Below are 26,101 nucleotides of genomic sequence, written 5' to 3'. Positions count from 1 at the left end.
GGTCAGCCGCGGCGCAGCACCGCGAGGAACATCGCGTCCGTGCCGTGCCGGTGCGGCCAGAGCTGCACCGTCGGACCGTCACCCAGCCCCGGCATGCCGGCGGGCAGCAGGGTACGGGCGTCGACGAAGTCCGCCGGCACCTCGGCCCGCCGGGCCGCCTCGGTCACCGTCACGTGCGTCTCCACGGTGTGCGGGGAACAGGTCACGTAGGCGACCAGGCCGCCCGGCCGGGCCGCGCGCAGCGCGGCGGCGAGCAGCTCCCGCTGCAACCGGGTCAGCGGCGGCAGATCCGACGGCTGACGCCGCCAGCGCGACTCCGGCCGGCGGCGCAGCGAACCCAGCCCGGTGCACGGGGCGTCCACCAGCACCCGGTCGAAGTGCTGCTCCGGCAGCTGCGGGTCGGCGCCGACCGTGCGGCCGTCGGTGTGCAGCACGGACACCGGCAGACCCCGGGTGGTCTGCTCGACCAGCCGGGCCCGGTGCTCGGAGACCTCCACGGCGGTCACCCGGGCCCCGCGCTGCGCGGCGAGCGCGCCGAGCAGGGCGGACTTGCCGCCCGGGCCGGCGCACAGGTCGAGCCAGCGTGCGTCCGGCCCGTCCAGCGGCGCGACCGCCAGCGCGTTCGCCACCAGCTGCGAGCCCTCGTCCTGCACGTGGGCCCGGCCGTCGGCCAGCGCCGGCAGGTCACCGGGCGCGCCGCCGCCGAGATAGACGGCGTACGGGGAGAAGGCGCCGGGCGCGCCGCCGACCTCGTCGGCCAGCTCGACCGGGTCGGCCAGCCCCGGCCGGGCGCACAGGTGCACCGGTGGCCGCTCGTTGTCCTCGATCAGCAGCCGGGTCGTCTCGCCCAGGTCGCCGCCGAGCGCGTCGGCGAACGCCCGCACGATCCACCGCGGGTGGCTGTACGCCAGGGCCAGGTGCCCGATCGGGTCGCTCTCCATCGACGGGGCGAGCTTCGCCACCCAGGCGTCGGAGTCCCGGCTGGCCACCTCGCGCAGCACCGCGTTGGCGAAACCGGTCGCCCCGGGCGCGACCGAGCGGACCAGGTCCACGGTCGAGGAGACCGCCGCGTGCGCCGGCACCCGGGTGTGCAGCAGCTGGTACGCCCCGAGCCGCAGCGCGTCGCGGACCGGCGGGTCGATGCGCTCCACGTCCCGCCCGGCCGCGTCGGTGAGGATCGCGTCGAGGGTGCCGGTGTGCCGCAGTGAGCCGTAGGTGAGCTCGGTGGCGAAGGCGGCGTCCCGGCCGTGCAGCCCCTCCTCGCGCAGGATCAGCGGGAGCACCAGGTTGGCGTACGCGTCGTCGCGGTGCACCGCCGCCACCGCCTGGTACGCCGCGTGCCGGGGCAGGTCGACGGCGGGTCGTACCGGGCGGGAGCCGCGCCGGTCGAATCCACCGCGGTCGCCGCCGCGCGTCGGCCGGTCGGGCCGGTCCCCGCGCGGACCGCCGTACGGACGCTCGGACCGCTGGTCGGGGCGCCGCTCGCCGCCGGTGGGGCGCTGGTCGTCGGAGCGTCGCTCGGGCCGTTCCGTCGGGCCCGTCACGCGAGTTCCTCCCCGGCGCCGACCCGGACGCCGCGCGCCCAGTCGGCCGCCGGCATGGCCTTCTTGCCGGCCGCCCGGACCTCGCCCAGCTGCACCGGGAGGGTCGCCGTGCCGGCGAGCACCCGGGAGCGCTCGACCAGCAGCTCCCCCGGCTTGAGGTCGGGCCCGTTCGCCACCGGAGTGACCGGGCCGAGCTTCACCCGCTCGCCCCGGAAGGTCGTCCAGGGACCCGGCGCCGGGGTGCAGGCGCGGATCCGCCGGTCCACCGCGAAGACCGGGTCGGCCCAGCGGACCCGGGCGTCTTCCACGGTCAGCTTGGGGGCCAGCGACACCCCGTCGGCGGGCTGCGGCTCGGCGCGCGCGGTGCCGGCCTCGATCGCGTCGAGGACGGCCACCAGCAGGCCGGCGCCGGAGTGGGCCAGCCGCTCCAGCAGGTCGCCGGAGGTGTCGGTGGGCCGGACCTCGTCGGTCAGCGTGCCGTAGACCGGGCCGGTGTCCAGCCCCTGCTCCAGCTGGAAGACGCTGGCGCCGGTCAGCTCGTCGCCGTGCAGCACGGCGTGCTGCACGGGGGCCGCGCCACGCCAGGCGGGCAGCAGCGAGAAGTGCAGGTTCACCCAGCCGTGCCGGGGGATCTCCAGCGCGACCGGCGGGACCAGCGCGCCGTACGCCACCACGGGGACGCAGTCGGGGGCGAGCTCGCGCAGCCGGTCGAGGAACTCCGGCTCGCGCGGCTTCGCCGGGGTGAGCACCTCGATGCCGTGCTCGTCGGCCCAGGCGCCGACGGGCGAGCGGACCAGGCCGCGACCGCGCCCGGCGGGGGCGTCGGGCCGGGTGACGACGGCCAGCAACTCGTGCCCGGAGGCGTGCACGGCGGCCAGGGCGGGGACGGCGACGGCCGGCGTACCGGCGAAGATCAGGCGCACCGGATCACCGACCCAGACCGAAGGGACTGCCCGCGGCGTGCGGGTTGAGCTTGACCGTGGGCGGGGCGGCCGGGTCGTACCACTCGGCCTGGCGGATCGCCTTCATGGCCTCCTTGCGCCCGGCCTGGTCCAGCCGGTCGACGAAGAGCACCCCGTCGAGGTGGTCGGTCTCGTGCTGCACGCACCGGGACATCAGGCCGGTGCCGACGATCTGCAGCGGGTCGCCGTAGCCGTTGAAGCCCTTGGCGATCACGTTCTGTCGACGCTTGGTGTCGAAGTAGAGCCCGGGGATGGAGAGGCAGCCCTCCGGGCCGTCCTGTTCCTCCTCGTCGGGGAACTCGAGCACCGGGTTGACGAGGTGGCCGAGGACGTCGTCCACGTCGAAGGTGAACACCCGCAGCCCCACGCCGAGCTGCGGGGCGGCCAGGCCGGCGCCGCTCTGCTCGCGCATCGTGTCGGTGAGGTCGGCGATGAGCCTACGCAGCTCGACGTCGAAATCGACGACCGGATCGGCCGGCGTGCGCAGCACCGGATCCCCGAACAGACGGATGGGCTGGACGGTCACTCGGTGTGGCTCCTTCGGCTGGGCGGTCTGCTGCCGTACCAGTCTACGGAGTGCCGGGGGCCGTCCCGGCCGGCGTACCGCGATGCGCGGCCGCGGACCGGGTGTTGATCGTCACCGGGAGGCTCTCGTACCCGCGCAGGGTGAGCCGGGTCCGCCGCCGCGGTCGCCCGGCCAGGGCCAACCCGGGCAGCCTGCGCAGCAGCAGCGGAAAGGCGACCTGCGCCTCCAGCCGGGCCAGGCCGGCGCCGAGGCAGTAGTGCGGCCCGGCGCCGAAGGAGAGCGGGTGCACCTGCGGGCGCCACGGGTCGAACCGCTCCGGCTCCGGGTACCGGCGCGGGTCCCGGTTGCCGGCGCCGAGCAGCAGCAGCGCCCAGCTGCCCGCCGGCACGTCCACCCCGCCGCAGCTCACCGGCGCGCCGCTGACCCGGGTGGTCAGCTGCACCGGCGAGTCGAGGCGGAGCAGCTCGTCGACGTACCCCGGGGCGAACTCCGGGTGCTCGGCCAGGGTGGCCGCGGCGCGCGGGTGGTCCAGCAGCACGACCAGGCCGTTGCCGAGCAGGTTGGTGGTGGTCTCGAAGCCGGCGACCAGGAGCACCACCAGGTTGGCCAGCAGCTCGTCGCCGGAGAGCCGGTCGCCGTCGGCGTCGTGCACCTGGACCAGCGCGGTGGTCAGGTCGTCGGCGGGCGCGCGGCGGCGGTCGGCGACCAGCGCGGCGAAGTAGTCGCGCAGCTCGGTCGCGCCCCGGTCGGCCACCGCCAGCTCCGCCTGGGTGATCTCCGGCTCCAGCACGCCGGTGAGGTCGGCCGCCCAGCGCCGGAAGAGCGGCCGGTCGGCCGCCGGCACCCCGAGCAGGGCGCAGATCACCCCGACCGGCAGCGGGTACGCGAACTCGGCCATGAAGTCGACCGGCTCGCCGGACCGGGCGCGGGCGAGCATCCCGTCGACCAGCTCCTCGGCCTGGGCCCGCACCACGTCCCGCATGCCGGCGATCCGGCGCGGGCTGAAGGCGCCGGCCGCCAGGCGGCGCATCCGGCTGTGGTCGGGCGGATTGGTACGCAGCATGGAGCGGGAGATCGACGCGACGGCCGGGCTGTCCCGCCAGCCGGGCAGGAACTGGTCACGCAGCGCGTCGTCCATCACCCCGAACCGGGGGTCGCGGAGGATCTCGTCGGCCTCGGCGTAACCGGTCACCACGAAGAAGACCGGCCCGGCCTGGACCACCGGCCCGTGCGCGCGCAGCCGCTCGTAGGTGGGATAGGGGTCGACCCGCCCCGCTGGGGACATGAGCAGGGCGAGCGCCTCGGCAGCGTCCATGACCGGCCTCCCGCGTCGATGCGTCGGAAGGCTCCATCATGCGCGCCGGAACGGGTCGCGGCGACCCCGCGCGGCCGGCGGCGGTGGCCGGCCGGGGATCTTGTGGGTGGTCAGACCCCGCTGCCGGGCTCCCCCGCCAGCACCGCGTCCCCGGCGAGCAGGGCGTGCTCGGGCAGCGGCAGGGTGATGCCGTGCGCGGCCTCCCAGTCGTAGACGCTGCTGGGTCGGACGTGGGCGAGGAAGTAGTCGACCGCGCTGATGCCGCCAACCACCGGCTCCTCCACCTCGGCGACGAGCTGGGCCGGCACCAGGCGGAAGCCGTTCTGGAGGGCGGCGCTGAGCCGGCGGTGACCGTCGACCACGAAGAAGTACTCGCCGGTGTAGCCGATCCGCAGCGGCTCCAGGGCCTCCTCACCGGCCGCGCCCACCTCGCCGACGAACTCGGAGTCCCAGAGCCCGCGGAGGGTGGCGATGTCCTCGGTCGGGTAGACCCGGGCCGGGTCGAGCAGCAGCAGCGGCGGCGTGCCGCGCAGCACGTCGTTGCCGAGCCGGCCCTCGTACGCGTCGACGATCCGCTCGATCACCTCGGGCGCCGACGCCCGGGTGGTGTCGCAGACCAGGTCGTAGTTGCGCAGCCGGGCCTTGTCCACCCCGTAGCGGACGATGAACCGGTTCCGCTCGCTCTCGCTGCGCTCCCGGAGCTTGGCCTTCGCCTCCTCCAGCGAGGTGTAGCTCTCGGCCGGGCCGGAGGGGCGGGCGAGCACCCGGCGGGCCGCCTCGCCCGGCTCGGTGATCATGTGCACCTTGAGCGCGTGGGTGAAGAAGTGCCACGCCAGCCGGGAGTCCATCACCAGCGACTCGCCGGAGGCGGCGATGTTCCGCTGGAGCTGGTCGACGTAGCCGTCGACGGCCTGGTCCAGCTCGGCGTGCAGGTTGAGCTGGAGCGCGGTCATCTGCCGCTCCTGCGCCATCTGCCGGTAGAGGTCGCCGACGCTGACCCGGCGCAGGCCGAGCCGCTTCGCGATCTCGACCGAGACGGTGCTCTTGCCGCTGCCGAGGTCCCCGTTGAAGACGATCGATTGACGAACGGTCACGACTGGTCCACCCCTGATCACCGGCTGATTGACATCATCGATATGGCGTCTGATCGACGCGCTCCGCCATCGTCGCGCCGTCCGTGCGCCCGGGCATGACGGGCGATGCTATCACGCAGCCGCCAGCGCTTTAGCGGACGCGACGTGCGACGCCAGCGCGGCGACCAGGGCGGCGGGGGCCCGGTCGGGGCTCAGAACAGGCTCAGCGGGTCGACCTGGAGACGGACCGGCTCGGCCGCCTTGCGGGCACTGCGTACCCCGGCGGCCGAGTGCAGCGCCTCGGCGAGGGCGGCCGCCCGGGCCCGCGGCACCCGGACCAGCATCCGCTCCCGGTCCTCGTCGGCCGGGACCGGGCCGAGCACCTCGGCGTCGTCGGGGAGCCGGGCCTGGGCCAGCAGGTCGGCGACCGCCTCGGCCGGCCCGGTGACGCTGGCCATCTTCATCGCCGGCGGGAACCCCAGCTCGCGCCGCTCGGCGAGCTCCCGGGCGGCGAACCAGCCCGGGTCCCAGCGCAGCAGCGCCTGCACCGGGGCGAGGGCGCCGTCGGCGACCACCACCACCTTCCCGCCGGCCGGGGCCGGGCGGGCCAGGGCGGCGGCGGCCAGCCAGCGGCGCAGCGTCTCCTCGCCGGCGCGCAGGTCGGCCCGGGTGAGCAGGGCCCACGAGTCGAGCAGCAGCACCGCGCCGTAGCCGCCGTCGGCGACCGGTTCGGCGCCCGGGGTGGCGATCACCAGCCCGGCGCCGTCGGGGACGGTGGCCAGCACCTCCTCCCGGCCGGAGGTGCGGACCGGCACACCGGGAAAGGCCCGGCCCAGCTCCTCGGCGGTGCGCCGGGCGCCGGTCACCGAGGCGCGCAGCCGCCGGCCGCCGCACTCCGGGCAGGCGTACGCGGCGGCGACCCGGCCGCACCAGCGGCAGGCCGGCGTCCCGTTGGCCGACGGCAGCGCCAGCGGACCAGCGCAGTGCGGGCAGCGGGCCGGGGTGCGGCACTCCGCGCAGGAGACCGAGGGCAGGTAGCCCCGGCGCGGCACCTGCACCAGCACCGGGGCGTCGGCGCGCAGGGTGTCCCGGGCGGTGGTCCAGGCGAGGCTGGGCAGCCGGGCCGTCGCCGCGCCGGGATCGCGGGCCAGCTGCGGGTCGTCGCCGGTCGGCGCGATGGCCGGGGTACGCGCCCGCAGCGTCGCCCGATCGGCCACCACCTCGCGGGCCCAGCCGGTCTCCAGCAGCAACTGCGCCTCGGCGGTGCGGGCGAACCCGCCGACCAGGGCGGCCGCCTCGGCGAGCCGGGCCCGGGTGAGCAGCACGTCCCGCGCGTGCGGGTACGGCGCCCGCGGCTCGGCGTGCAGGTCGTCGCCGTCGTCCCAGATCGCCACCAGCCCGAGGTCGGGCACCGGGGCGAACATGGCGGCCCGGGTACCGATCACCACCGGCACCTCGCCGCGCCGGGCGGCGAGGAAGGCCCGGTAGCGGCGGGCGGGGCCGAGCGCGGCGGAGAGGCAGGCGTGCCGCCCGGGGCCGAGGGCGGCGGTCAGCGCGGCGTCCAGCCGGTCGAGGTCCCGGGCGTCGGCCACCACGACGACGGCGCCCCGCCCACCGGCGACGGTGGCGGCCACCGCGTCGGCGTACCGGGCGGCCCAGTCCTCCCCGGCCAGCGCCGACCAGACGGCGCGCGGGGCGCGGCCGTCGGTGAGCGCCCGGAGCAGGGCCGGCCCGGTCGGGTAGTCCCGCCAGCCGCGCGGGTCGACCGCCGGGCTCGGATCGTCGGGGGTGCCGTCGGACGGTTCGCCGGCCCCGGCCGTCGACGGCGTGGCGGGCGCGGCGTCAGCGGCGGCGCGGGGTTCCTTCTCGACCCGGGCGTGCCGGGGCGGGACGGCGAGCCGGAGCACGTCGGCGAGGCTGCCCGCGTACCGGTCGGCGACCACCCGGGCCAGCCGGACGATCTCCGGCGCCAGCACCGGCTCCGGGGAGACGACCTTCTCCAGGTACGCCAACCGGGGGTGGTCGGACTTCTCGACCCGTTCCAGCAGCCAGCCGTCGACGAGTTGGCCGGCGAAGCGGACCTTCACCCGGACCCCGGGGACCGCCTCGGCGTCCAGCTCCACCGGGACCAGGTAGTCGAAGGGGCGGTCCAGGTGCGGCAGCGGGACGTCCACGCAGACGCGAGCGACCGGCGACCCGTCCGCGGGTCGCCGGTCGCTGCGCCTGGTGCCGGTCAGGCTCCCGCGGCCGACTTGAGGTCGGCGGCCCGGTCGGTGCTCTCCCAGGTCAGGTCCGGCAGCTCGCGGCCGAAGTGGCCGTACGCGGCGGTCTGCTGGTAGATCGGGCGGAGCAGGTTGAGGTCCCGGATGATGGCGGCCGGACGCAGGTCGAAGACCTCGGTGACGGCCTTCTCGATCGAGGCGACCGGCACGGTCTCGGTGCCGAAGGTCTCGATGAAGAGGCTGACCGGGTGGGCCTTGCCGATCGCGTACGCGACCTGCGCCTCGCACCGCTCGGCCAGGCCGGCGGCGACGACGTTCTTGGCCACCCAGCGCATCGCGTACGCGGCGGACCGGTCGACCTTCGACGGGTCCTTGCCGGAGAACGCGCCACCGCCGTGCCGGGCGTACCCGCCGTAGGTGTCAACGATGATCTTGCGGCCGGTCAGGCCGGCGTCGCCCATCGGGCCGCCGATCTCGAAGCGACCGGTCGGGTTGACCAGCAGCCGGTAGCCGTCGGTCTCCAGGCCCAGGCTCTCCAGCTCCGGGGCGATGACGTGCTCGCGCACGTCCGGGGTGAGCAGCGAGTCCAGCGAGATGTCCGCGGCGTGCTGGCTGGAGACGACCACCGTGTTGAGCCGGACCGGGCGCAGGCCCTCGTACTCGATGGTGACCTGGGTCTTGCCGTCCGGGCGCAGGTACGGGATGGTCCCGTCCTTGCGCACCGCGGAGAGCCGACGGGCCAGCCGGTGCGCGAGCGCGATCGGCAGCGGCATCAGCTCGGGCGTCTCGGAGCAGGCGAAGCCGAACATCATGCCCTGGTCGCCGGCGCCCTGGGCGTCCAGCGCGCTCTCCGACGACCCGGTCCGCAGCTCGAAGGCGTTGTCGACGCCCTGGGCGATGTCCGGCGACTGGGCGCCGATCGAGACGCTGACGCCGCAGGAGGCGCCGTCGAAGCCCTTCTTCGACGAGTCGTACCCGATCTCGAGGATGGTCTCCCGGACGATGGTCGGGATGTCGGCGTACGCCTTGGTGGTCACCTCGCCGGCGACGTGCACCTGACCGGTCGTGATCAGCGTTTCCACCGCGACCCGGCTGTGCGGGTCCTGGGCCAGCAGGGCGTCCAGAATGCCGTCGCTGATCTGGTCGGCGATCTTGTCCGGGTGGCCTTCCGTGACCGATTCGGACGTAAACAGACGTGTCACGGCACTCCTAAGCACTTGAAATCTTCGTAAGGGTCGCTGCGCGGCAGTTTAGCCACGCCCGTTTCGGCACGGGCATCGGAATACGAATGTGGCCAGTGTTCAGGACCGATCCGGCAGCCGGGTCACCACGAGGTCCCAGACGGCGTCGGCCAGGTCCTCCTTGGACCGCTCGGGCATGGGGTGCACCGAGCCGTCCGCGCCGATCACGGTCGCCGTGTTGGTGTCCGCGCCGAAGACCTTGTCCGGGCCGACCTCGTTGATGACGATCAGGTCGGCCCGCTTGCGGGCGAGCTTGGCCCGGCCGTTGGCCTCGACGTCGTGGGTCTCGGCCGCGAAGATCACCAGCACCTGCTCGGGCCGGCGGCGCTGGCCGAGCTCGGCGGCGATGTCGGGGTTGGTGACCAGGGCGATCGTCGGGGCGTCCCCGTGCTCCGACTTCTTGATCTTGCCAGGGGCGTACGCCGCCGGGCGGAAGTCGGCGGGGGCCGCCGCCATCACCACCGCGTCCGCGCCGGCGGCCACCTCCAGGGTGGCCTTGCGCAGCTCCTCGGTGGTGCCCACCCGGACCAGGTCCACCCCGGCCGGGTCGGCGAGCGACACGTTCGCGGCGACCAGGGTGACCCGGGCGCCCCGGGCCACGGCCGCGCGGGCGAAGGCGTAACCCTGCTTGCCCGAGGAGCGGTTGCCCAGGAAGCGGACCGGGTCCAGCGGTTCGCGGGTGCCGCCGGCGGTGACCACCACGTGCCGGCCGGCGAGGTCGGCGGGGGCGTCGACACCCCGGACCAGCGCCCGGCGGGCCACCGCGAAGATCTCGACCGGGTCGGGCAGCCGGCCCTTGCCGGTGTCCGCACCGGTCAGCCGCCCCACCGCCGGCTCGATCACCCGCACGCCCCGGCCGCGCAGCGTGGCGACGTTGGCCACGGTGGCCGGGTGCTCCCACATCTCGGTGTGCATCGCCGGGGCGAGCACCACCGGGCAGCGGGCGGTCAGCAGGGTGTTGGTGAGCAGGTCGTCGGCGAGCCCGTGGGCCGCCTTGGCCAGCAGGTCGGCGGTGGCCGGCGCGACGACGACGAGGTCGGCGCGCTGGCCCAGCCGGACGTGCGGCACCTCGTGCACGTCGGACCAGACGTCGTCGGCGACCGGTTGGCCGGAGAGGGCCGCCCAGGTCGGCGCCCCGACGAAACGGAGCGCCGACGCGGTCGGCACGACGCGGACCCGGTGGCCCGACTCGGTGAAGAGTCGCAGCAGCTCACACGCCTTGTAGGCGGCGATGCCACCGCCGACCCCGAGGACGATCTCGGCGGGCATCGGCGTGCGGGGGTGTTACGGGTTGTCGGTCGGCTCGGCGGTGAGCAGGCCCGCGTTGATCTCGCGCATGGCGATGGAGAGGGGCTTCTCCTGCGGGGTGGTCTCCACGAGCGGGCCGACGTACTCGAGCAGGCCCTCGCCGAGCTGGCTGTAGTAGGCGTTGACCTGCCGCGCGCGCTTGGCGGCGAAGATCACCAGCGCGTACTTCGAGGTGGTCTTCTCGAGCAGCTCGTCGATCGGCGGGTTGGTGATGCCTTCGGGGTTGGCGATGGATCCCACGAAATACCCTCTGCGTCTGAAGTGTCCGCGCGAGCGCGGCTGGTCGCTCAACCGCGCAGGCGCGGCCGGGCGGGAGCCAGATAGGAAGAACCGAGCAAGCCTACCAGTTGGTCGACGACGTGCTCGGTGCGGTCGTGTGTGACGGTGTGTCCGACTGCGGCGACGGCCGGGTCGGGCCGGAAGCCCGGCGGCGCCAGCAGGACCAGTCGCACGTCGGGCAGCGCCTCGCGGACGGCGAGCGCGCCGGGCAGGTCGAGCGGGAGCAGCACCGGGCGGCCCTCGGCCAGCCGGGACCGCAGCGGTTCGCGGGGCACCCCGCGCAGGTACGGCCCCATCCGCGACCACTCGAGCAGCTCGCCGGCGGCGACCATCCGGTCGAAGCCCGCCGGGTCCCGGAAGATCCGGTCGACGCCGTCGGCCTCGCCGGGCCGGGGTGGCCGGGTGGTCACCGGGACGGGCACCCACACGGACGGAGAACGCGCCCGGACCCGCTCGACGACACCGCCCCGGCCGGCACCCGAAGGTCCGGTCAGGACGGTGAGCCGAGCCGCCGGGCGCGCCTCGTCATCCGTGCTCACCGCTTGTTTCTACACGTTGCGGCGTTCAGTTGGCGGCGAACTCTCCAAGCAGAGCCTTGCGCTGCTGCTCGCCCAGGCCGCGCAGACGACGGCTGTCGGCGATCTTGAGCTTCTCCATGATCTGGGTGGCCCGGATCTTGCCGATGCCCGGCATCGCCTGCAGGACGGCCGAAACCTTCAGCTTGCCGACGACATCGTCGGACTCGGCCCGCTCAAGGACGGTGGCGAGGGTGGTCTTGCCCTGCTTGAGCTGCTCCTTCAGCTCAGCACGGGCCTTGCGGATCTCCGCGGCCTTCTCCAGCGCGGCAGCGCGCTGCTCGGGGGTCAGTGACGGGAGCGGCACCAGTTCTCCTCAGGTCCCTATCGCGGCGGGCGGGGCGCACCACCGCTCTGTGAAACGTGGTGTCGCTGGCAACCAAAGGGGTCCGTGGTTCCCAGCGCGGGGAAAACTAGCGGTCGTCGGCGCTTTCGGCAACGTGGGCGCGCGAAGATCATCGTAAAGTGACCGAGCAGTCAGTCAGTCAGGACGCAGCCAGAACGTCCCGGCAGGCGGCCAGCGCGCGGTCCGCGGCGGCCCGTAGCGCGGCCTCGTCGGGGCCCGCGCCGAGCACCTCCCGGGAGTACGACGGCAGCACCGCGGGCAGGCTGGAACCGAACACGGTCCGCAGATCCGCCGCCGTCGCGCCCTGCGCGCCGAGGCCCGGCGCGAGCAGCGGACCGTTGACGGCGGAGAGGTCGTGACCGGTGTCGCCGATGGTCGCGCCGACCACCAGACCGAAGCTGCCGAGCGGCTCCGCACCCCTGTTGAGCTGGGAAATCTCGTCGATGACGGTTTGCGCGACGGTCCGCCCGTCGGCCGCTCTGGCTTGCTGGACGCTCGCCCCCTCCGGATTCGAGGTGAGCGCCAGCACGAAGACGCCGCCGCCGTGCGCGGCCGCCAACTCGAACATCGGCGCCAGCGAGCCGACGCCCAGGTAGGGGCTCGCGGTGATCGCGTCGACATACAGCGGGCTGGATGGATCGAGGTACGCCGAGGCGTACGCGGCGACGGTCGAGCCGATGTCGCCGCGTTTGACGTCGAGCAGAACGAGCGAGCCCCGATCGCGTAACTGTCGGATAGTTGACTCAAGAATCCCGACACCTCGGGCACCGAATCGCTCGAAAAAGGCCGACTGAGGCTTGACCACCGCAACCCGGTCACCGAGCGCCTCCGTGACTGTCCGGGCGAACCGGTCCAGCCCCTCGACGTCGTCCGGCAGGCCCCAGCGGGCCAGCAGACCGGGGTGCGGGTCGATGCCCACGCAGAGCGGCCCCCGCTCGGCGACCGCCCGGTGCAGCCGGGTCCCGAAGCTCTCCATCCGCGTCCCTCTCTCCTCACTCACCCGCCCACCCGGGCCCGGCAGCCGCCGGCCCCGGTCTTCCCGCCCGGACGCCGTACCGGTCAGCCGGCCTTGACCGCCGCGGCGACCCCGGCCGTGATCCGGGCCAGGTCCGCGTCGTCGGTGACGTACGGCGGCATGGTGTAGACCAGATCCCGGAACGGCCGCAGCCAGACGCCCTGCGCCACGGCCGCGGCGGTCGCCGCGGGGAGGTCCACCTCGTGGTCGAGCTGCACCACCCCGATCGCCCCCAGCACCCGCACGTCGGCCACCCCCGGGGTGCCGCGCAGCGGCTCCAGGCCGGCCCGCAGCCCGTCGGCGATCCTCGACACCTGGCCGGACCAGTCCCCGGCCCGCAGCAGGCCCAACGAGGCGTTGGCCACCGCGCAGGCCAGGGGGTTGCCCATGAAGGTCGGCCCGTGCGCCAGCACCCCGTCCGCCGAGATGCCCCGGGCGATCTCCGGGGTGCACAGGGCCGCGGCCAGGGTCAGGTAGCCGCCGGTCAGCGCCTTGCCGACGCAGAGCACGTCGGGGCTGACGCCGGCGTGCTCGGCGGCGAACAGCGCACCGGTACGGCCGAAGCCGGTGGCGATCTCGTCGAAGATCAGCAGCACCCCGTGGGCCCGGGTCACCTCGCGCAGCACCCGCAGGTACCCCGGGTGGTGGAACCGCATCCCCCCGGCGCCCTGCACCACGGGTTCCACGATCACCGCGGCCAGCTCGTGGGCGTGCCGGGCGACCGCGTCGGTCAGCGCGGTCACGTACGCCGGGTCGGGCGGGTCGTCGAAGCCGCCCGGCGGCACCGGGGCGAAGACCTGCCGGGGCAGCACGTCGCCCCAGAGGTGGTGCATCCCGCCCTCCGGGTCGCAGACGCTCATCGGGTGGAACGTGTCGCCGTGGTAGCCGCCCCGCCAGGTGGCCAGCCGGCGGCGCTCCGGCCGGCCGGTGGCCCGCTGGTACTGCAGGCACATCTTGATGGCGACCTCGACGCTGACCGAGCCGCTGTCGGCCAGGAAGACGTGTTCCAGTCCCGCCGGGGCCAGCTCCACCAGCGTCCGGGCCAGCTCCACCGCCGGGGCGTGGGTGAGCCCGCCGAACATCACGTGGCTCATCCGGCCGAGCTGGTCGGTGACGGCGGCGTCGAGCACCGGGTGCCGGTAGCCGTGGATCGCCGCCCACCAGGACGACATCCCGTCGACCAGCTCCCGACCGTCGGCCAGCCGCAGCCGTACCCCCGACGCGCTCTGCACCACGTACGGCGGGTTGGCCGGCGGCGACGCCGCGTACGGATGCCAGACGTGCGCCCGGTCCACGGCCAGGATCTCCTCGGGCGTCACGCGCCTCTCCCGCCTCTCCTCGTCGAGCTGGGGCTTGTCGTCGTCAGGGGGTCTCCGGGGGCCACCACGAGCCCTAGCCCGACGCGGCGGACGAACGCCCGGCGGCGCGCACGGCGGCGCGGACCAGGGCGGGGCCCCGGTAGATGAAGCCGGTGTAGAGCTGGACCAGGGCGGCGCCGGCGTCGAACATCCGGGTGGCGTCGTCCGGGTCGAGGATGCCGCCGACGCCGATCACCGGCAGCCGGCCGCCGGTCTCCCGGTGCACGAAGCCGACCACCTCGCGGGCCCGCGCGGCGAGCGGACGGCCGGAGAGACCGCCGGTCTCCGCGCCGCGCTCCCGGTCGGCAGGGGCGAGGCCGTCGCGGGCCAGGGTGGTGTTGGTGGCGATGACACCGGCCGCGCCCCGGGCCAGGCAGACCTCCAGCAGCTCGGCGATGGCCGGCTCGGCCAGGTCCGGGGCGATCTTCACCAGCACCGGCTTCTCCCCCACCAGCGCCGCCAACAGGGCGTCCAGGTGTGACTTGTCCTGCAACGACCGCAGGCCGGGGGTGTTCGGCGAGGAGACGTTGACCGCGAAGTAGTCGCCGTGCCCGCGCAGCGCCCGGTACGAGGCCAGGTAGTCCTCCACCGCCTCGTCCAGTCCGGTGACCTTGGACTTGCCGAGCGAGATGCCGAGCGGCACCCCGATCGGCCGGGGCAGCGCCGCCAGCCGGGCCGCGAGGGCCTCGGCGCCGGCGTTGTTGAAGCCCATCCGGTTGACCACGGCCTCGCTGTCGCGCAGCCGGAACAGCCGGGGCCGGGGGTTACCCGGCTGGGCGTGCGCGGTCACCGTGCCGACCTCGACGAAGCCGAAGCCCAGCGCCGGCCACGCCGGCAGGGCGACCCCGTTCTTGTCCATCCCCGCGGCCAGCCCGACCGGGTTGGGGAACTGCACCCCGAACACCGTCCGCGGTGCCCGGGCGAGGTACCGGGCGCGCAGCGCCGCGAGCGCCGCCGGCCGCCGCGAGAGTACGGCCAGCCGCCGCAACGTCCACTCGTGCGCCGCCTCGGCGTCGCCGCCGCCCACCCGGAACAGCTGGGGCCGCACCACCTTCTCGAAGATCACGCCCCGTCTCCCCCCGGCTCGGTGATCATGAAGCTGTCGGCGCGTGCCGCGGCGGGTCGGGGCGACAACTTCATGATCGACGCGGGAACCGAGGAGGTCACTCGCCGCCCCGCAGCGCGGCGTGGAGCTCCTGGAGCGGGCGGACCTGCATGTCGCCACGGATGCGGGCCTCGATGCCCATCACCGCGGCCGCCGCGCCCGGCACCGTGGTGATGCACGGGATGTCGGCCGTGACGGCGGCGCTGCGGATCTCGTAGCCGTCGGAGCGGGCGCTCGCGCCGGAGCCCTGCGGGGTGTTGACCACCAGGGCCACGTCGCCGCCGAGGATCATCGACACCGCGTCCTCCCCCTCGCCGGCCTCGTAGTGCTTGCGGATCTGCTCGCAGGCGATCCCGTGCCGGCGCAGCACCTCGGCCGTGCCGGTGGTGGCGACGATCTCGAAGCCGAGGTCGGCCAGGCGCTTGATCGGGAAGATCATGCCGCGCTTGTCGCGGTTGGCGACCGAGACGAAGATCTTGCCGCCGGTGGGCAGCGAGCCGTACGCGGCCGACTGCGACTTGGCGAAGGCGTGCCCGAAGTTGGTGTCGATGCCCATCACCTCGCCGGTGGACTTCATCTCCGGGCCGAGCAGGGAGTCGATGCCCTTGCCGGAGCGGGTGCGGAACCGCTTGAACGGCAGCACCGCCTCCTTCACCGCGATCGGGGCGTCGGCCGGCATGCTGCCGCCGTCCCCGGTGGGCGGGAGCAGCCCCTCGGCGCGCAGCTCGGCGATGGTGGCGCCGAGCGCGATCCGGGCCGCCGCCTTGGCCAGCGGCACCGCCGTCGCCTTGGAGACGAACGGGACCGTCCGGGACGCCCGCGGGTTGGCCTCCAGCACGTAGAGCTGGTCGTCCTTGAGGGCGTACTGCACGTTGAGCAGGCCCTTCACCCCGACGCCCCGGGCGATCGCCTCGGTGTAGCGGCGCACCTGGGTCAGGTGCGAGCCGGCCAGGGTGATCGGCGGCAGCGCGCAGGACGAGTCGCCGGAGTGGATGCCGGCCTCCTCGATGTGCTCCATCACGCCGCCGAGGTAGACCTCGCCGTCGGCATCGACCAGCGCGTCCACGTCGATCTCGATGGCGTCGTCGAGGAAGCGGTCGACCAGCACCGGGTGGTCCGGCGAGATGTCGGTGGCCCGGCCGATGTAGTCGCGCAGGGTCGGGTCGTCGTAGACGATCTCCATCCCCCGCCCGCCGAGCACGTACGACGGCCGGACCAGCACCGGGTAGCCGATCTCGTCGGCGATCGCCTTCGCCTCGTCGTACGAGGTGGCCATGCCGTGCGCGGGGGCGCGCAGCCCGGCCCGGGCCAGCACCGCGCCGAACGCGCCCCGCTCCTCGGCAAGGTGGATGGACTCCGGGGAGGTACCGACGACGGGCACCCCGGCGTTCTTCAGCCGCTGGGCCAGCCCGAGCGGGGTCTGCCCGCCGAGCTGCACGATGACCCCCACCACGCCGGGCCCGCCGGCGGCCTTGCCGGTGGTGTCCTCGGCGTGCCAGACCTCCAGCACGTCCTCGAAGGTCAGCGGCTCGAAGTAGAGCCGGTCGGCGGTGTCGTAGTCGGTGGAGACGGTCTCCGGGTTGCAGTTGACCATCACCGTCTCGTAGCCCACCTCCCGCAGCGCCATGACGGCGTGCACGCAGGAGTAGTCGAACTCGATGCCCTGGCCGATCCGGTTCGGCCCGGAGCCCAGGATGAGCACCTTGGGCCGGTCCGAGGGCGCGACCTCGGTCTCCTGGTCGTAGGTCGAGTAGTGGTACGGCGTGGTCGCCTCGAACTCGGCGGCGCAGGTGTCCACCGTCTTGTAGACCGGGCGCACGCCGAGCCGGTGCCGCAGGGTGCGTACCCCGTCCTCGGCGGCCAGCTCCGGGCGGAGCGCGGCGAGCTGCCGATCGGACAGGCCGGCGCGCTTGGCGTGGCGCAGCAGCTCGGCGTCGAGCACCGGGGCGTCCACGATCTCCGCGCGCAGCTCGACCAGCGAGGCGATCTGGTCCAGGAACCAGGGGTCCATCCCGCCGGAGGCCTCGGCCACCTCGGCCACGGAGGCGCCCAGCCGCAGCGCCCGCTCGGCCGTGTAGAGCCGGCCGTCGTGCGGGATCCGCAACGCGGCGAGGGTGTTCTCCCTGGTCGCCCCCCGCGGATCCGGCACCGTCCAGAACCCGGCTGACTTCGTTTCCATCGAGCGCATGGCCTTGTTGAGCGCCTCGGTGAAGTTGCGCCCGAGGCTCATCGCCTCGCCGACCGACTTCATCGTGGTGGTCAGCTCCGGGTCGGCGCCGGGGAACTTCTCGAACGCGAACCGGGGAATCTTCACCACCACGTAGTCCAGGGTCGGCTCGAAGGCCGCCGGGGTCTTCAGGGTGATGTCGTTGGGGATCTCGTCGAGGGTGTAGCCGATGGCCAGCTTCGCGGCGATCTTGGCGATCGGGAAGCCGGTGGCCTTGGAAGCCAGCGCCGAGGAGCGGGACACCCGCGGGTTCATCTCGATCACGACGATCCGTCCGTCGGCCGGGTTCACCGCGAACTGGATGTTGCAGCCGCCGGTGTCCACCCCGACCTCGCGCAGCACCGCGATGCCCAGGTCGCGCAGGTTCTGGTACTCCCGGTCGGTGAGCGTCATGGCCGGCGCCACGGTGACGCTGTCGCCGGTGTGCACGCCCATCGGGTCGACGTTCTCGATCGAGCAGACCACCACCACGTTGTCGTGGCGGTCCCGCATCAGTTCGAGCTCGTACTCCTTCCAGCCGAGCACGCTCTCCTCGATGAGCACCTCGTGCGTCGGGCTGGCGGCCAGGCCCGCCCCGGCGATGCGCCGCAGGTCCTCGTCGGTGTGCGCCATGCCGGAGCCCAGGCCGCCCATGGTGAACGACGGCCGGATCACCACCGGCAGGCCCAGCTCGACGACGGCCTGCTCGACCTCGGCCATCGAGTGGCAGACCCGGGAGCGGGGCACCAGGCCGGCCGGATCGGCCAGACCCAGGCGTACGCCGGCCCTGGCGACGACCTCCTTGAACAGCTGGCGGTCCTCACCCCGGTTGATCGCCTCGATGTTGGCGCCGATCAGCTCCACGCCGTACTTGTCCAGCACACCGGCCTCGTGCAGGGCGACCGCGGTGTTCAGCGCGGTCTGCCCGCCCAGGGTGGGCAGCAGCGCGTCGGGGCGCTCCCGGGCGATGACCAGCTCGACGAACTCCGGGGTGATCGGCTCGACGTAGGTGGCGTCGGCGAACTCCGGGTCCGTCATGATGGTGGCCGGGTTGGAGTTGACCAGGCTGACCCGGATCCCCTCGCTGCGCAGCACCCGGCAGGCCTGGGTGCCGGAGTAGTCGAACTCGCAGGCCTGCCCGATCACGATCGGACCGGAGCCGATCACCAGGATGTGCTTGAGGTCCTTGCGCTTAGGCATTCGTGCGCCCCTCGCTGTCGGTCCGACCTTCGATGAGCTCGGCGAAGCGGTCGAAGAGGTAGTCCGCGTCGTGCGGGCCGGCCGCCGCCTCCGGGTGGTACTGGACGGTGAAGGCGGGCACGTCCCTGGCCCGCAGCCCCTCGACCACGTTGTCGTTGAGGCAGACGTGCGAGACCTGGACGCCGCCGAACTCGGTCTCGATCACCTGGTCGGGCACGACCGCGCCCTGCCCGGCACCGGGCACCTGGACAGCGAAGCCATGGTTGTGGCTGGTCACCTCGACCTTGCCGGTGGCCCGGTCGAGCACCGGCTGGTTGATGCCGCGGTGGCCGTAGCCCAGCTTGTAGGTGCCGAAGCCGAGCGCCCGGCCGAGGATCTGGCTGCCGAAGCAGATGCCGAAGAGCGGCACCTTCCGGCTGAGCACCTCGCGGGCCAGCGCGACCGGAACGTCGGCGGTGGCCGGGTCGCCCGGGCCGGGCGAGAGGAAGACCGCGTCGGCGCCCGTGGCGAGCAGGTCGTCGATGGTGGAGCCCGCGGGCAGCACGTGGGTGGTGACCCCGCGCGCGGCGAGCCGGCGCGGCACGTTGCGCTTGATGCCCAGGTCGAGCGCGGCCACCGTGAACCGGTGCTCGCCCTGCGCCTCGATCACGTACGGCTCGGGGGTGGTCACCTCGGCGGAGAGGTCCGCGCCGACCATCTGCGGCGACTGGCGGACCCGGGCCAGCAGGGCGCGCGGGTCGTCGTCGACGCTGGAGATGCCGACCCGCATGGCGCCGCGCTCGCGCAGGTGCCGGGTGAGCGCGCGGGTGTCCACGCCGCTGATGCCGACCACGCCCTCGGCGGCGAGCCGCTCCTCCAGGCCGCCGGTGGCCCGCCAGTTGGAGCCGATCCGGGCCGGATCGCGGACCACGTAGCCGGCCACCCAGATCCGGGCCGACTCGTCGTCCTCGCGGTTCACGCCGGTGTTGCCGATGTGCGGCGCGGTCTGCACCACCACCTGGCGGTGGTAGGAGGGGTCGGTCAGGGTCTCCTGGTAGCCGGTCATGCCGGTGTTGAAGACGGCCTCGCCGAAGGTCTCCCCGACGCTGCCGTACGCCTCGCCGTGGAACGTGCGCCCGTCCTCGAGAACGAGGATCGCGGGCCTGCGCTTACCCATTTACTTGACAGCCTTTCCGTCCAGGACCGTCGGCTCGCCGCGCAGGAAGGTCGCCACGATGCGACCCGGCAGCGTCATGCGGGCGTACGGGGTGTTGCGACTGCGGCTGGCCAGCTCCGCGGGCTCGATCACCCGGCGGGCGGCCGGGTCGACCAGGGTGAGGTTGGCCGGCACGCCGGGGGCCGGGTCGAGGCCGTGGGAGTCCAGCCCGGCGATCCGGGCCGGGGCGCGGGACATCCGCTCGGCGATCAGGTCCCACTGCGGGCCGAGCACGTCGAGGGCGACGGAGAGCGCCGTCTCCAGGCCGAGCATGCCCGGCCGGGCGTACGCCCACTCGCACTCCTTGTCCTCCACGGCGTGCGGGGCGTGGTCGGTGGCGACGATGTCGATGACGCCCTCGGCCAGCGCGGCGCGCAGCGCGGCGATGTCGGTGGCGGTGCGCAGCGGCGGGTTGACCTTGTAGACCGGGTCGTAGGCGCCCGCTGGGCTCCAATTGTTCGCGAGTGCGGGGCTCGCAAGCTCACTCCTCCCGCTCACGACCTCGTCGGTGAGCAGCAGGTGGTGCGGGGTCACCTCGGCGGTGACCCGGACCCCGCGCGCCTTGGCCTGGCGCAGCACCTCGACGCTGCCGGCGGTGGAGACGTGGCAGACGTGCAACCGGCTGCCGACGTGCTCGGCGAGCAGCACGTCCCGGGCGATGATCGCCTCCTCGGCGACCGCCGGCCAGCCGGTCAGGCCGAGCCGGGTGGAAACCTCGCCCTCGTGCATCTGCGCGCCCTCGGTGAGCCGGGGCTCCTCGGCATGCTGCGCGATGATCCCGTCGAACGCCTTGACGTACTCCAGCGCCCGGCGCATCAGCTTCGGGTCGGCGACGCAGTACCCGTCGTCGGAGAAGATCCGCACCTGGGCGGCCGAGTCGGCCATCGCGCCCAGCTCGGCCAGGCGCTCGCCGGCCAGCCCGACGGTGACCGCGCCGATCGGCTGCACGTCGACCAGGCCGGCCTCCCGGCCCAGCCGCCAGACCTGCTCGACCACACCGGCCGTGTCGGCGACCGGCGAGGTGTTGGCCATCGCGCAGACCGCGGTGTAGCCGCCGAGCGCCGCCGCCCGGGAGCCGGACTCGACGGTCTCGGCGTCCTCCCGGCCGGGCTCGCGCAGGTGGGTGTGCAGGTCGACCAGGCCGGGCAGGGCGATCAGACCGGTGCCGTCGACCATCGTGGCGTCCGGCGCGGTCAGGCCCGCGCCGGTCTCCGCGACGACGCCGTCGCGGATCAGCAGGTCGGTCGGCGCGGCGCCGACGACGCTCACGTTCTTGATCAGGTACGCGGTCACCGGTTGTTCCCTCCGAGCAGCAGGTAGAGGACGGCCATCCGCACGGAGACCCCGTTGGCGACCTGTTCGACGATGGTGGAGCGGGGCGAGTCGGCGACCTCGGGCGTGATCTCCATGCCCCGGTTCATCGGCCCGGGGTGCATGACGATCGCGTGCTCGGGCAGCCGGCGCATGCGCGGGCCGTCCAGGCCGTAGCGGCGGGCGTACTCGCGGGCCGAGGGGAAGTAGGAGTCGTTCATCCGCTCCCGCTGCACCCGCAGCATCATCACCACGTCCACGTTCGGCAGCACCGCGTCGAGGTCGTAGGAGACGTCGGTGCCGGGGGCGAGCGCGGCCGAGATGTCCACCGGGATGAGGGTGGGCGGGCCGACCAGGGTGACCTTGGCGCCGAGGGTGGAGAGCAGCAACACGTTGGAGCGGGCCACCCGGGAGTGCAGCACGTCCCCGACCACCGCGACGTGCAGGCCGGCGAGCCGGCCCAGCCGGGAGCGCATCGTGTACGCGTCGAGCAGCGCCTGGGTGGGGTGCTCGTGGGTGCCGTCGCCGGCGTTGACCACCGACCCGTCCACCCAGTCGGCGAGCCGGTGCGGGGCGCCGGAGGCGGGGTGCCGGACGACCACCGCGTCGGCGCCCATCGCCTGCAGGGTCAGCGCGGTGTCCTTCAGGCTCTCGCCCTTGGTCACGCTGGAGCCCTTGGCCGAAAAGTTGATCACGTCGGCGCTGAGCCGTTTGGCGGCCGCCTCGAAGGAGATCCGGGTCCGGGTGGAGTCCTCGTAGAAGAGGTTCACCACCGTCCGGCCGCGCAGCGCGGGCAGCTTCTTGATCTCCCGGCCGGCAACCGTGGCCATCTCGGCGGCGGTGTCCAGGATCTCGGTGGCGGTGGCGGCGTCCAGGTCCGCGCCGGAGAGCAGGTGGCGGATCATGAGGTGACTCCCCCGTACAACTTGACCTCGTCGCTGCCGTCGGTCTCGGCGAGGGTGACCTTGACGCTCTCGGCGAGCGAGGTCGGGATGTTCTTGCCGACGTAGTCGGCGCGGATCGGCAGCTCGCGGTGGCCGCGGTCGACCAGGACGGCGAGCTGCACGCACGCGGGGCGGCCGACGTCGTTCAGGGCGTCGAGGGCGGCGCGCACGGTACGGCCGGAGAAGAGCACGTCGTCGACGAGGATCACCCGCTTGCCGTCGATGCCGCCCGGCGGCAGCGCGGTCGGCCCGATCGCGCGGGTGGCGTGCCGGCGCAGGTCGTCGCGGTAGAGGGTGATGTCGAGCACGCCGACGGGGACGTCGACGTCCTCGAAGGTGCTGATCCGGGCGGCGAGGCGCCTCGCGAGTGGAGTTCCGCGAGTGGGTATGCCGAGCAGAACGGTGTCGGCGGCGCCCTGGGTCTTCTCCAGGATCTGGTGGGCGATCCGGTCGACGACGCGCTGGACGTCGGCGCTGGCGAGGATCACCTTCACCGAGGGTTGTCGCTCCCGCGACGTCTGGGCAGCCGGTGGGCAGGCCACGGCGGACCTCCTTCCCCGCCTCACGGGACGGGTCGTTAAAGGACGTCTGACGCTCCGGTCAGGTCGCGGACGGCCCGGACCGGGGCTTCAGGCCACGTTACCAGTGGTCACCGGGCCGACCGCCGGCACCCACTGATCCCCGGATCAGGGTGGCGAAATGGGGATAAGTTCCCCCGCGCTCCCGAACGGTAATCTCACGAGCACTTGACCGCGTGTCGCAATCCCCGTACCGTCACGCTCCGTAGCGATCGCTGGGAGAACCCCAAAGCACAGCACTGGGAGTGTCCGAATGCCCTCTGAATACGCCAAGTCGCTGGGCGCCCGCCTGCGCTCCATCCGCCAGCAGCAGGGCCTGTCCCTGCAGGGGGTGGAGGAGAAGTCCAACGGGCGGTGGAAGGCCGTGGTGGTCGGCTCGTACGAGCGCGGCGACCGCGCCGTCACCGTGTCCCGCCTGGCGGAGCTGGCCGACTTCTACCGCGTTCCCGTCTCGGAGCTGCTGCCCGACGGCAGTGGGGTACGCCACGAGCCCACCAGCAAGATCGTCCTGGACCTGGAGCGGCTCTACGACGAGGCCTCCGAGGACCTCGCCTACGTCGCCCGGTACGCCCGCGCCATCCAGCAGCAGCGTGGTGACTACAACGGCCGGGTGCTCTCCATCCGCGCCGATGACCTCCGCGCGCTGGCGATCGTCTACGACGCCTCGCCGTCGGGTCTGATCGAGCGGCTCACCGAGCACGGTGTGCTGGTCGCCGACCCGCGGGCGTTCTTCGCGTCCTGACCGCAGTCGCACCGAGAAGGGCCCGTGCCGTTCGGCACGGGCCCTTCTCGTCGTACGGGGTGCGGCGGACGCCGCCGTCGTTCAGCGGGTCGCGTACTCGGCGATCCGACCGAGGATGCCGTTGAGGAAGCGCGGCGAGTCGTCGGTCGACATCTGCCGGGCCAGCTCGACGGCCTCGCTGATCGCCACCGCGTCGTCGATCTCGTCGACGTAGAGCAGCTCGTAGACGGCGATCCGGGCGAGGTTGCGGTCGACCGCCGGCATCCGGTCCAGCGTCCAGCCCTCGGCGTAGCTGGCGATCACCTCGTCGATCCGGTCGAGGTGGGCGGCCACCCCCTCGACCAGGCTGACCGCGTAGCCCAGGTGCTCCGGCCGCGGCTTCTCGATCCGCTCGATGTAGCCGGCGAGCACCTCGACCGGAGGCTTGTCGCGCAGGTCGGCCTCGTAGAGCACGTCCAGCGCCCGCTTACGCGCCTTGCGGCGCGACGGCATCTGCTGCTTGGGACCCTCAGCCATCAGGATCGGCCGAGGTAACGGCCGTCGCGGGTGTCGACCTTGATCTTCTCGCCGGTGGTGATGAAGAGCGGCACCTGCACGGTCGCGCCGGTCTCGACGGTGGCCGGCTTGTTGCCGCCGGTGGACCGGTCGCCCTGCAGACCCGGCTCGGTGTAGGTGACCTCCAGCACGACGGAGGTGGGCAGCTCGATGTAGAGCGGCACACCCTCGTGGGTGGCGACGGTCGCCTCGGCCTCGGGAAGGAGGTAGTTGGCCGCCTCGCCGACGGTGCCGCCGGGGACGGTGATCTGGTCGAACGTCTCCAGATCCATGAAGACGTAGTCCTCGCCGTCGGCGTAGAGGTACTGCATGGTGCGCTTGTCGACGGTGGCGGTCTCGACCTTGGTGCCCGCGTTGAAGGTCTTGTCGACGACCTTGCCGGACAGCACGTTCTTCAGCGTCGTGCGGACGAACGCCCCACCCTTACCGGGCTTGACGTGCTGGAACTCGACGACGGCCCAGAGCTCCCCGTCGAGGTTGAGTACCAGGCCGTTCTTGAGGTCGTTGGTGGATGCCATTTCCTGCCTTGATCATCAATTGGCGGACAGACCTGGCAAGTCTACTAGCTGGGCTCAAACCGCGATTGCGCCGCTGTCCCCGCCCCGCGGCCACCCCGCCCACACCAAGGTCATTGTCACCCACGGTGACCTGCCCCCAGCCCCCCAACCCCTCTCTCGCACCCTTTGCTCTGCTGCCGCGGAGGCAACAGCAACCGTGCGTGGCTGCGATCCGGCGTGACACCGGACACACGGTGAGCGATTTTCGCAGCCCAGACCGCATGTTGCCGGTGTTGAAGCAGAGCAAAGCGCTCCGAGGGATGGACGGGCGCCGGACGGCTGCTGACCGACGGTGACGTCCGCCCCGCCAGGAACCGGGAGTGACCGCGCTGCGGAAGCGCCACTCCGACGGGCCGACGAGCGGCGTGCGGTCAGGCCGTCGCGCCGAGGCGGTCGGCCAGGTGGCGCAGCGCCAGCCGGTAGCCGTCCACGCCGAGGCCGCAGATCACCCCGGTCGCCACCGCCGAGACCACCGAGTGGTGCCGGAACTCCTCCCGGGCGTGAATGTTGGAGATGTGCACCTCGATCAGCGGGCCGCGCAGCATGGCGCAGGCGTCCCGGACGGCGATCGAGTAGTGCGACCAGGCCGCCGGGTTGAGCACCACCGCCGCGCCCTCGTCGGCCGCCTCGTGCAGCCAGCCGATCAGCTCGTGCTCGGCGTCGGTCTGCCGGACGGTCACCTCCAGCCCCAGCTCGCTGCCGGTGTCGACGCAGAGCGTCGCCAGGTCGGCGTAGCTGGTCACGCCGTACACGTCGACCTGCCGGGTGCCCAGCCGCCCCAGGTTCGGCCCGTTCAGGACGTACACCCTCACGAGGCCACCTCCCGGTAGGCGGCGTGCAGCAGCTCGTCGTCCGGGCCCTCCAGGATCGCCGGGCGGGCGAGCGCGTCCAGCACCACGAACCGCAGCCGGCTGCCCCGGGCCTTCTTGTCCACCCGCATCGCGGCGAGCAGCTCGGGCCAGGCGTCCGCCGGGTAGCTGGTGGGCAGGCCGAGCGCGGCCATCGCGGTGCGGTGCCGCTCGGCGGTGGCCGCGTCGAGCCGCCCGGCCAGCCGGGCCAGCTGCCCGGCGAAGACGGTGCCGACCGCGACGGCGTGGCCGTGCCGCCAGCGGTAGCCCTCCACCTTCTCGATCGCGTGCGCCAGGGTGTGCCCATAGTTGAGCACCTCGCGCACCCCGGACTCGCGCAGGTCACCGGAGACCACCTCGGCCTTGACCCGGATCGCCCGCTCGATCAGCTCCCGGCACACCGGGCCGGTCGGATCGGTGGCCGCGGCCGGATCCCGTTCGATCAGATCGAGGATCACCGGGTCGGCGATGAAGCCGCACTTGACCACCTCGGCCATCCCGGCCGCCAGGTCGGCCCGGGGCAGGCTGTCCAGGGTGGTCAGGTCGCACAGCACCCCGGCCGGCGGGTGGAACGCGCCGACCAGGTTCTTCCCGGCGGCGGTGTTGACGCCGGTCTTGCCGCCGACGGCGGCGTCGACCATGCCGAGCAGCGAGGTCGCCACCGGCACCCAGCGCACCCCGCGCAGCCAGCAGGCCGCCACGAAGCCGGCCAGGTCGGTCACCGCGCCGCCGCCCATCCCGACCACCGCGTCGGTACGGGTGAAGCCGGCCGCGCCGAGCCGATCCCAGCAGTCGGCCGCGACCTCGATCCGTTTGCCCGCCTCGGCGTCGGGCACCTCGATCGGCAGCGGCGCGACACCCAGCGCGCGGAGCCGCTCGCCGAGCGCGTCGGCCAGCCCCCTGAGCGGCGGCGCGTAGAGCAGCGCCACCCGCTCGGCACCGGGCAGCAGCCGCGGCGGGGGGTCCAGCAGGTCTCGTCCGACCAGCACGTCGTACGGCCGTTCGCCGCCGACCGGGATCCGGGTCACCTCGTCCATCGCAGGGCAGCCTAAACCAGTTGGCACCGCCGGACGGCCACTGTCCACCTGATGGCGTA

The 26,101-nt window shown here is 73.6% G+C and carries 24 protein-coding genes; 1 reads left to right on the top strand and 23 read right to left on the bottom strand.

The features are described from left to right. Positions 1-2: 2 nt before the first annotated feature. The 19 genes from V6U81_RS15130 to pyrR all read right to left on the bottom strand — a co-directional run bounded on the left by V6U81_RS15130 (position 3) and on the right by pyrR (position 22,267). Positions 3-1,544, bottom strand: a complete 1,542-nt coding sequence (locus V6U81_RS15130; protein ID WP_334489666.1) for an RsmB/NOP family class I SAM-dependent RNA methyltransferase — start codon at positions 1,542-1,544, stop codon at positions 3-5. Beyond that, positions 1,541-2,467, bottom strand: a complete 927-nt coding sequence (gene fmt, locus V6U81_RS15125) for a methionyl-tRNA formyltransferase (protein ID WP_334489664.1) — start codon at positions 2,465-2,467, stop codon at positions 1,541-1,543. The genes V6U81_RS15130 and fmt overlap by 4 nt, the downstream gene beginning before the upstream one ends. 4 nt (positions 2,468-2,471) lie before the next feature. Next, complete coding sequence (gene def / locus V6U81_RS15120) at positions 2,472-3,032, bottom strand: peptide deformylase (protein ID WP_334489661.1); 561 nt, start codon at positions 3,030-3,032, stop codon at positions 2,472-2,474. Positions 3,033-3,075: 43 nt separating this feature from the next. Beyond that, the gene (locus tag V6U81_RS15115; protein WP_334489658.1) at positions 3,076-4,347 is read right to left on the bottom strand and encodes a cytochrome P450; all 1,272 of its coding nucleotides are present in this window, start codon (positions 4,345-4,347) and stop codon (positions 3,076-3,078) included. A gap of 110 nt (positions 4,348-4,457) precedes the next feature. Continuing rightward, the gene (locus V6U81_RS15110) at positions 4,458-5,441 is read right to left on the bottom strand and encodes an AAA family ATPase (protein ID WP_334489656.1); all 984 of its coding nucleotides are present in this window, start codon (positions 5,439-5,441) and stop codon (positions 4,458-4,460) included. Positions 5,442-5,632: 191 nt separating this feature from the next. Continuing rightward, entirely contained in the window at positions 5,633-7,594 is a 1,962-nt protein-coding gene (locus V6U81_RS15105) for a primosomal protein N' (RefSeq protein ID WP_334489653.1), read from the bottom strand. A gap of 59 nt (positions 7,595-7,653) precedes the next feature. Further along, on the bottom strand, positions 7,654-8,844 hold the full coding sequence (gene metK, locus V6U81_RS15100) for a methionine adenosyltransferase (RefSeq protein ID WP_334489652.1): 1,191 nt from the start codon (positions 8,842-8,844) through the stop codon (positions 7,654-7,656). Between the two features lie 99 nt (positions 8,845-8,943). Continuing rightward, positions 8,944-10,152, bottom strand: a complete 1,209-nt coding sequence (gene coaBC, locus V6U81_RS15095) for a bifunctional phosphopantothenoylcysteine decarboxylase/phosphopantothenate--cysteine ligase CoaBC (RefSeq protein ID WP_334489650.1) — start codon at positions 10,150-10,152, stop codon at positions 8,944-8,946. A 15-nt stretch (positions 10,153-10,167) separates the two neighbouring features. Further along, the gene (gene rpoZ / locus V6U81_RS15090) at positions 10,168-10,431 is read right to left on the bottom strand and encodes a DNA-directed RNA polymerase subunit omega (protein WP_203703063.1); all 264 of its coding nucleotides are present in this window, start codon (positions 10,429-10,431) and stop codon (positions 10,168-10,170) included. A 47-nt stretch (positions 10,432-10,478) separates the two neighbouring features. Then, positions 10,479-11,009 carry a guanylate kinase gene (locus tag V6U81_RS15085; RefSeq protein WP_334489643.1) on the bottom strand — a complete coding sequence of 177 codons (531 nt, stop codon included), beginning with the start codon at positions 11,007-11,009 and terminating at the stop codon, positions 10,479-10,481. A gap of 25 nt (positions 11,010-11,034) precedes the next feature. Beyond that, entirely contained in the window at positions 11,035-11,352 is a 318-nt protein-coding gene (mihF, locus tag V6U81_RS15080; RefSeq protein WP_013285515.1) for an integration host factor, actinobacterial type, read from the bottom strand. 178 nt (positions 11,353-11,530) lie between these two features. After that, the gene (gene pyrF / locus V6U81_RS15075; protein WP_334489829.1) at positions 11,531-12,367 is read right to left on the bottom strand and encodes an orotidine-5'-phosphate decarboxylase; all 837 of its coding nucleotides are present in this window, start codon (positions 12,365-12,367) and stop codon (positions 11,531-11,533) included. Between the two features lie 83 nt (positions 12,368-12,450). Continuing rightward, a complete protein-coding gene (locus V6U81_RS15070) occupies positions 12,451-13,725 on the bottom strand; it encodes an adenosylmethionine--8-amino-7-oxononanoate transaminase (protein ID WP_334489641.1) in 1,275 nt (424 codons plus the stop codon). 73 nt (positions 13,726-13,798) lie between these two features. Beyond that, positions 13,799-14,830, bottom strand: coding sequence for a quinone-dependent dihydroorotate dehydrogenase (locus V6U81_RS15065; RefSeq protein ID WP_334489638.1), 1,032 nt, complete (start codon positions 14,828-14,830; stop codon positions 13,799-13,801). Positions 14,831-14,927: 97 nt separating this feature from the next. Then, complete coding sequence (carB, locus tag V6U81_RS15060; protein ID WP_334489636.1) at positions 14,928-18,275, bottom strand: carbamoyl-phosphate synthase large subunit; 3,348 nt, start codon at positions 18,273-18,275, stop codon at positions 14,928-14,930. Further along, a complete protein-coding gene (gene carA, locus V6U81_RS15055) occupies positions 18,268-19,431 on the bottom strand; it encodes a glutamine-hydrolyzing carbamoyl-phosphate synthase small subunit (RefSeq protein ID WP_334489634.1) in 1,164 nt (387 codons plus the stop codon). The genes carB and carA overlap by 8 nt, the downstream gene beginning before the upstream one ends. Then, positions 19,432-20,763, bottom strand: a complete 1,332-nt coding sequence (locus V6U81_RS15050; protein WP_334489632.1) for a dihydroorotase — start codon at positions 20,761-20,763, stop codon at positions 19,432-19,434. Next, entirely contained in the window at positions 20,760-21,686 is a 927-nt protein-coding gene (locus V6U81_RS15045) for an aspartate carbamoyltransferase catalytic subunit (protein ID WP_334489630.1), read from the bottom strand. The genes V6U81_RS15050 and V6U81_RS15045 overlap by 4 nt, the downstream gene beginning before the upstream one ends. After that, entirely contained in the window at positions 21,683-22,267 is a 585-nt protein-coding gene (pyrR, locus tag V6U81_RS15040; protein WP_334489628.1) for a bifunctional pyr operon transcriptional regulator/uracil phosphoribosyltransferase PyrR, read from the bottom strand. Before pyrR ends, V6U81_RS15045 begins: the two co-directional genes overlap by 4 nt. Before the next feature lie 289 nt (positions 22,268-22,556). Between pyrR and bldD the strand changes: the two genes are divergently transcribed. Next, a complete protein-coding gene (gene bldD, locus V6U81_RS15035) occupies positions 22,557-23,045 on the top strand; it encodes a transcriptional regulator BldD (RefSeq protein ID WP_013285505.1) in 489 nt (162 codons plus the stop codon). An 81-nt stretch (positions 23,046-23,126) separates the two neighbouring features. Here the strand turns inward: bldD and nusB are convergent, their stop codons facing one another. From nusB to aroB, 4 genes are all read right to left on the bottom strand, one after another. Further along, on the bottom strand, positions 23,127-23,537 hold the full coding sequence (gene nusB / locus V6U81_RS15030) for a transcription antitermination factor NusB (protein ID WP_334489826.1): 411 nt from the start codon (positions 23,535-23,537) through the stop codon (positions 23,127-23,129). A 23-nt stretch (positions 23,538-23,560) separates the two neighbouring features. Continuing rightward, positions 23,561-24,118, bottom strand: coding sequence for an elongation factor P (efp, locus tag V6U81_RS15025; RefSeq protein WP_074318567.1), 558 nt, complete (start codon positions 24,116-24,118; stop codon positions 23,561-23,563). 410 nt (positions 24,119-24,528) lie between these two features. Beyond that, positions 24,529-24,969 carry a type II 3-dehydroquinate dehydratase gene (gene aroQ, locus V6U81_RS15020; protein ID WP_334489622.1) on the bottom strand — a complete coding sequence of 147 codons (441 nt, stop codon included), beginning with the start codon at positions 24,967-24,969 and terminating at the stop codon, positions 24,529-24,531. Further along, complete coding sequence (aroB, locus tag V6U81_RS15015) at positions 24,966-26,042, bottom strand: 3-dehydroquinate synthase (protein ID WP_334489620.1); 1,077 nt, start codon at positions 26,040-26,042, stop codon at positions 24,966-24,968. The genes aroQ and aroB overlap by 4 nt, the downstream gene beginning before the upstream one ends. Between the last annotated feature and the right edge of the window lie 59 nt (positions 26,043-26,101).

The sequence above is a fragment of the Micromonospora lacuserhaii genome (assembly GCF_036902735.1).
In the GTDB taxonomy this organism is placed as follows: Bacteria; Actinomycetota; Actinomycetes; order Mycobacteriales; family Micromonosporaceae; genus Micromonospora.
The sequence above is the reverse complement of the archived record's forward strand: the minus strand, read 5'-3'. Positions and strand labels throughout refer to the sequence as shown.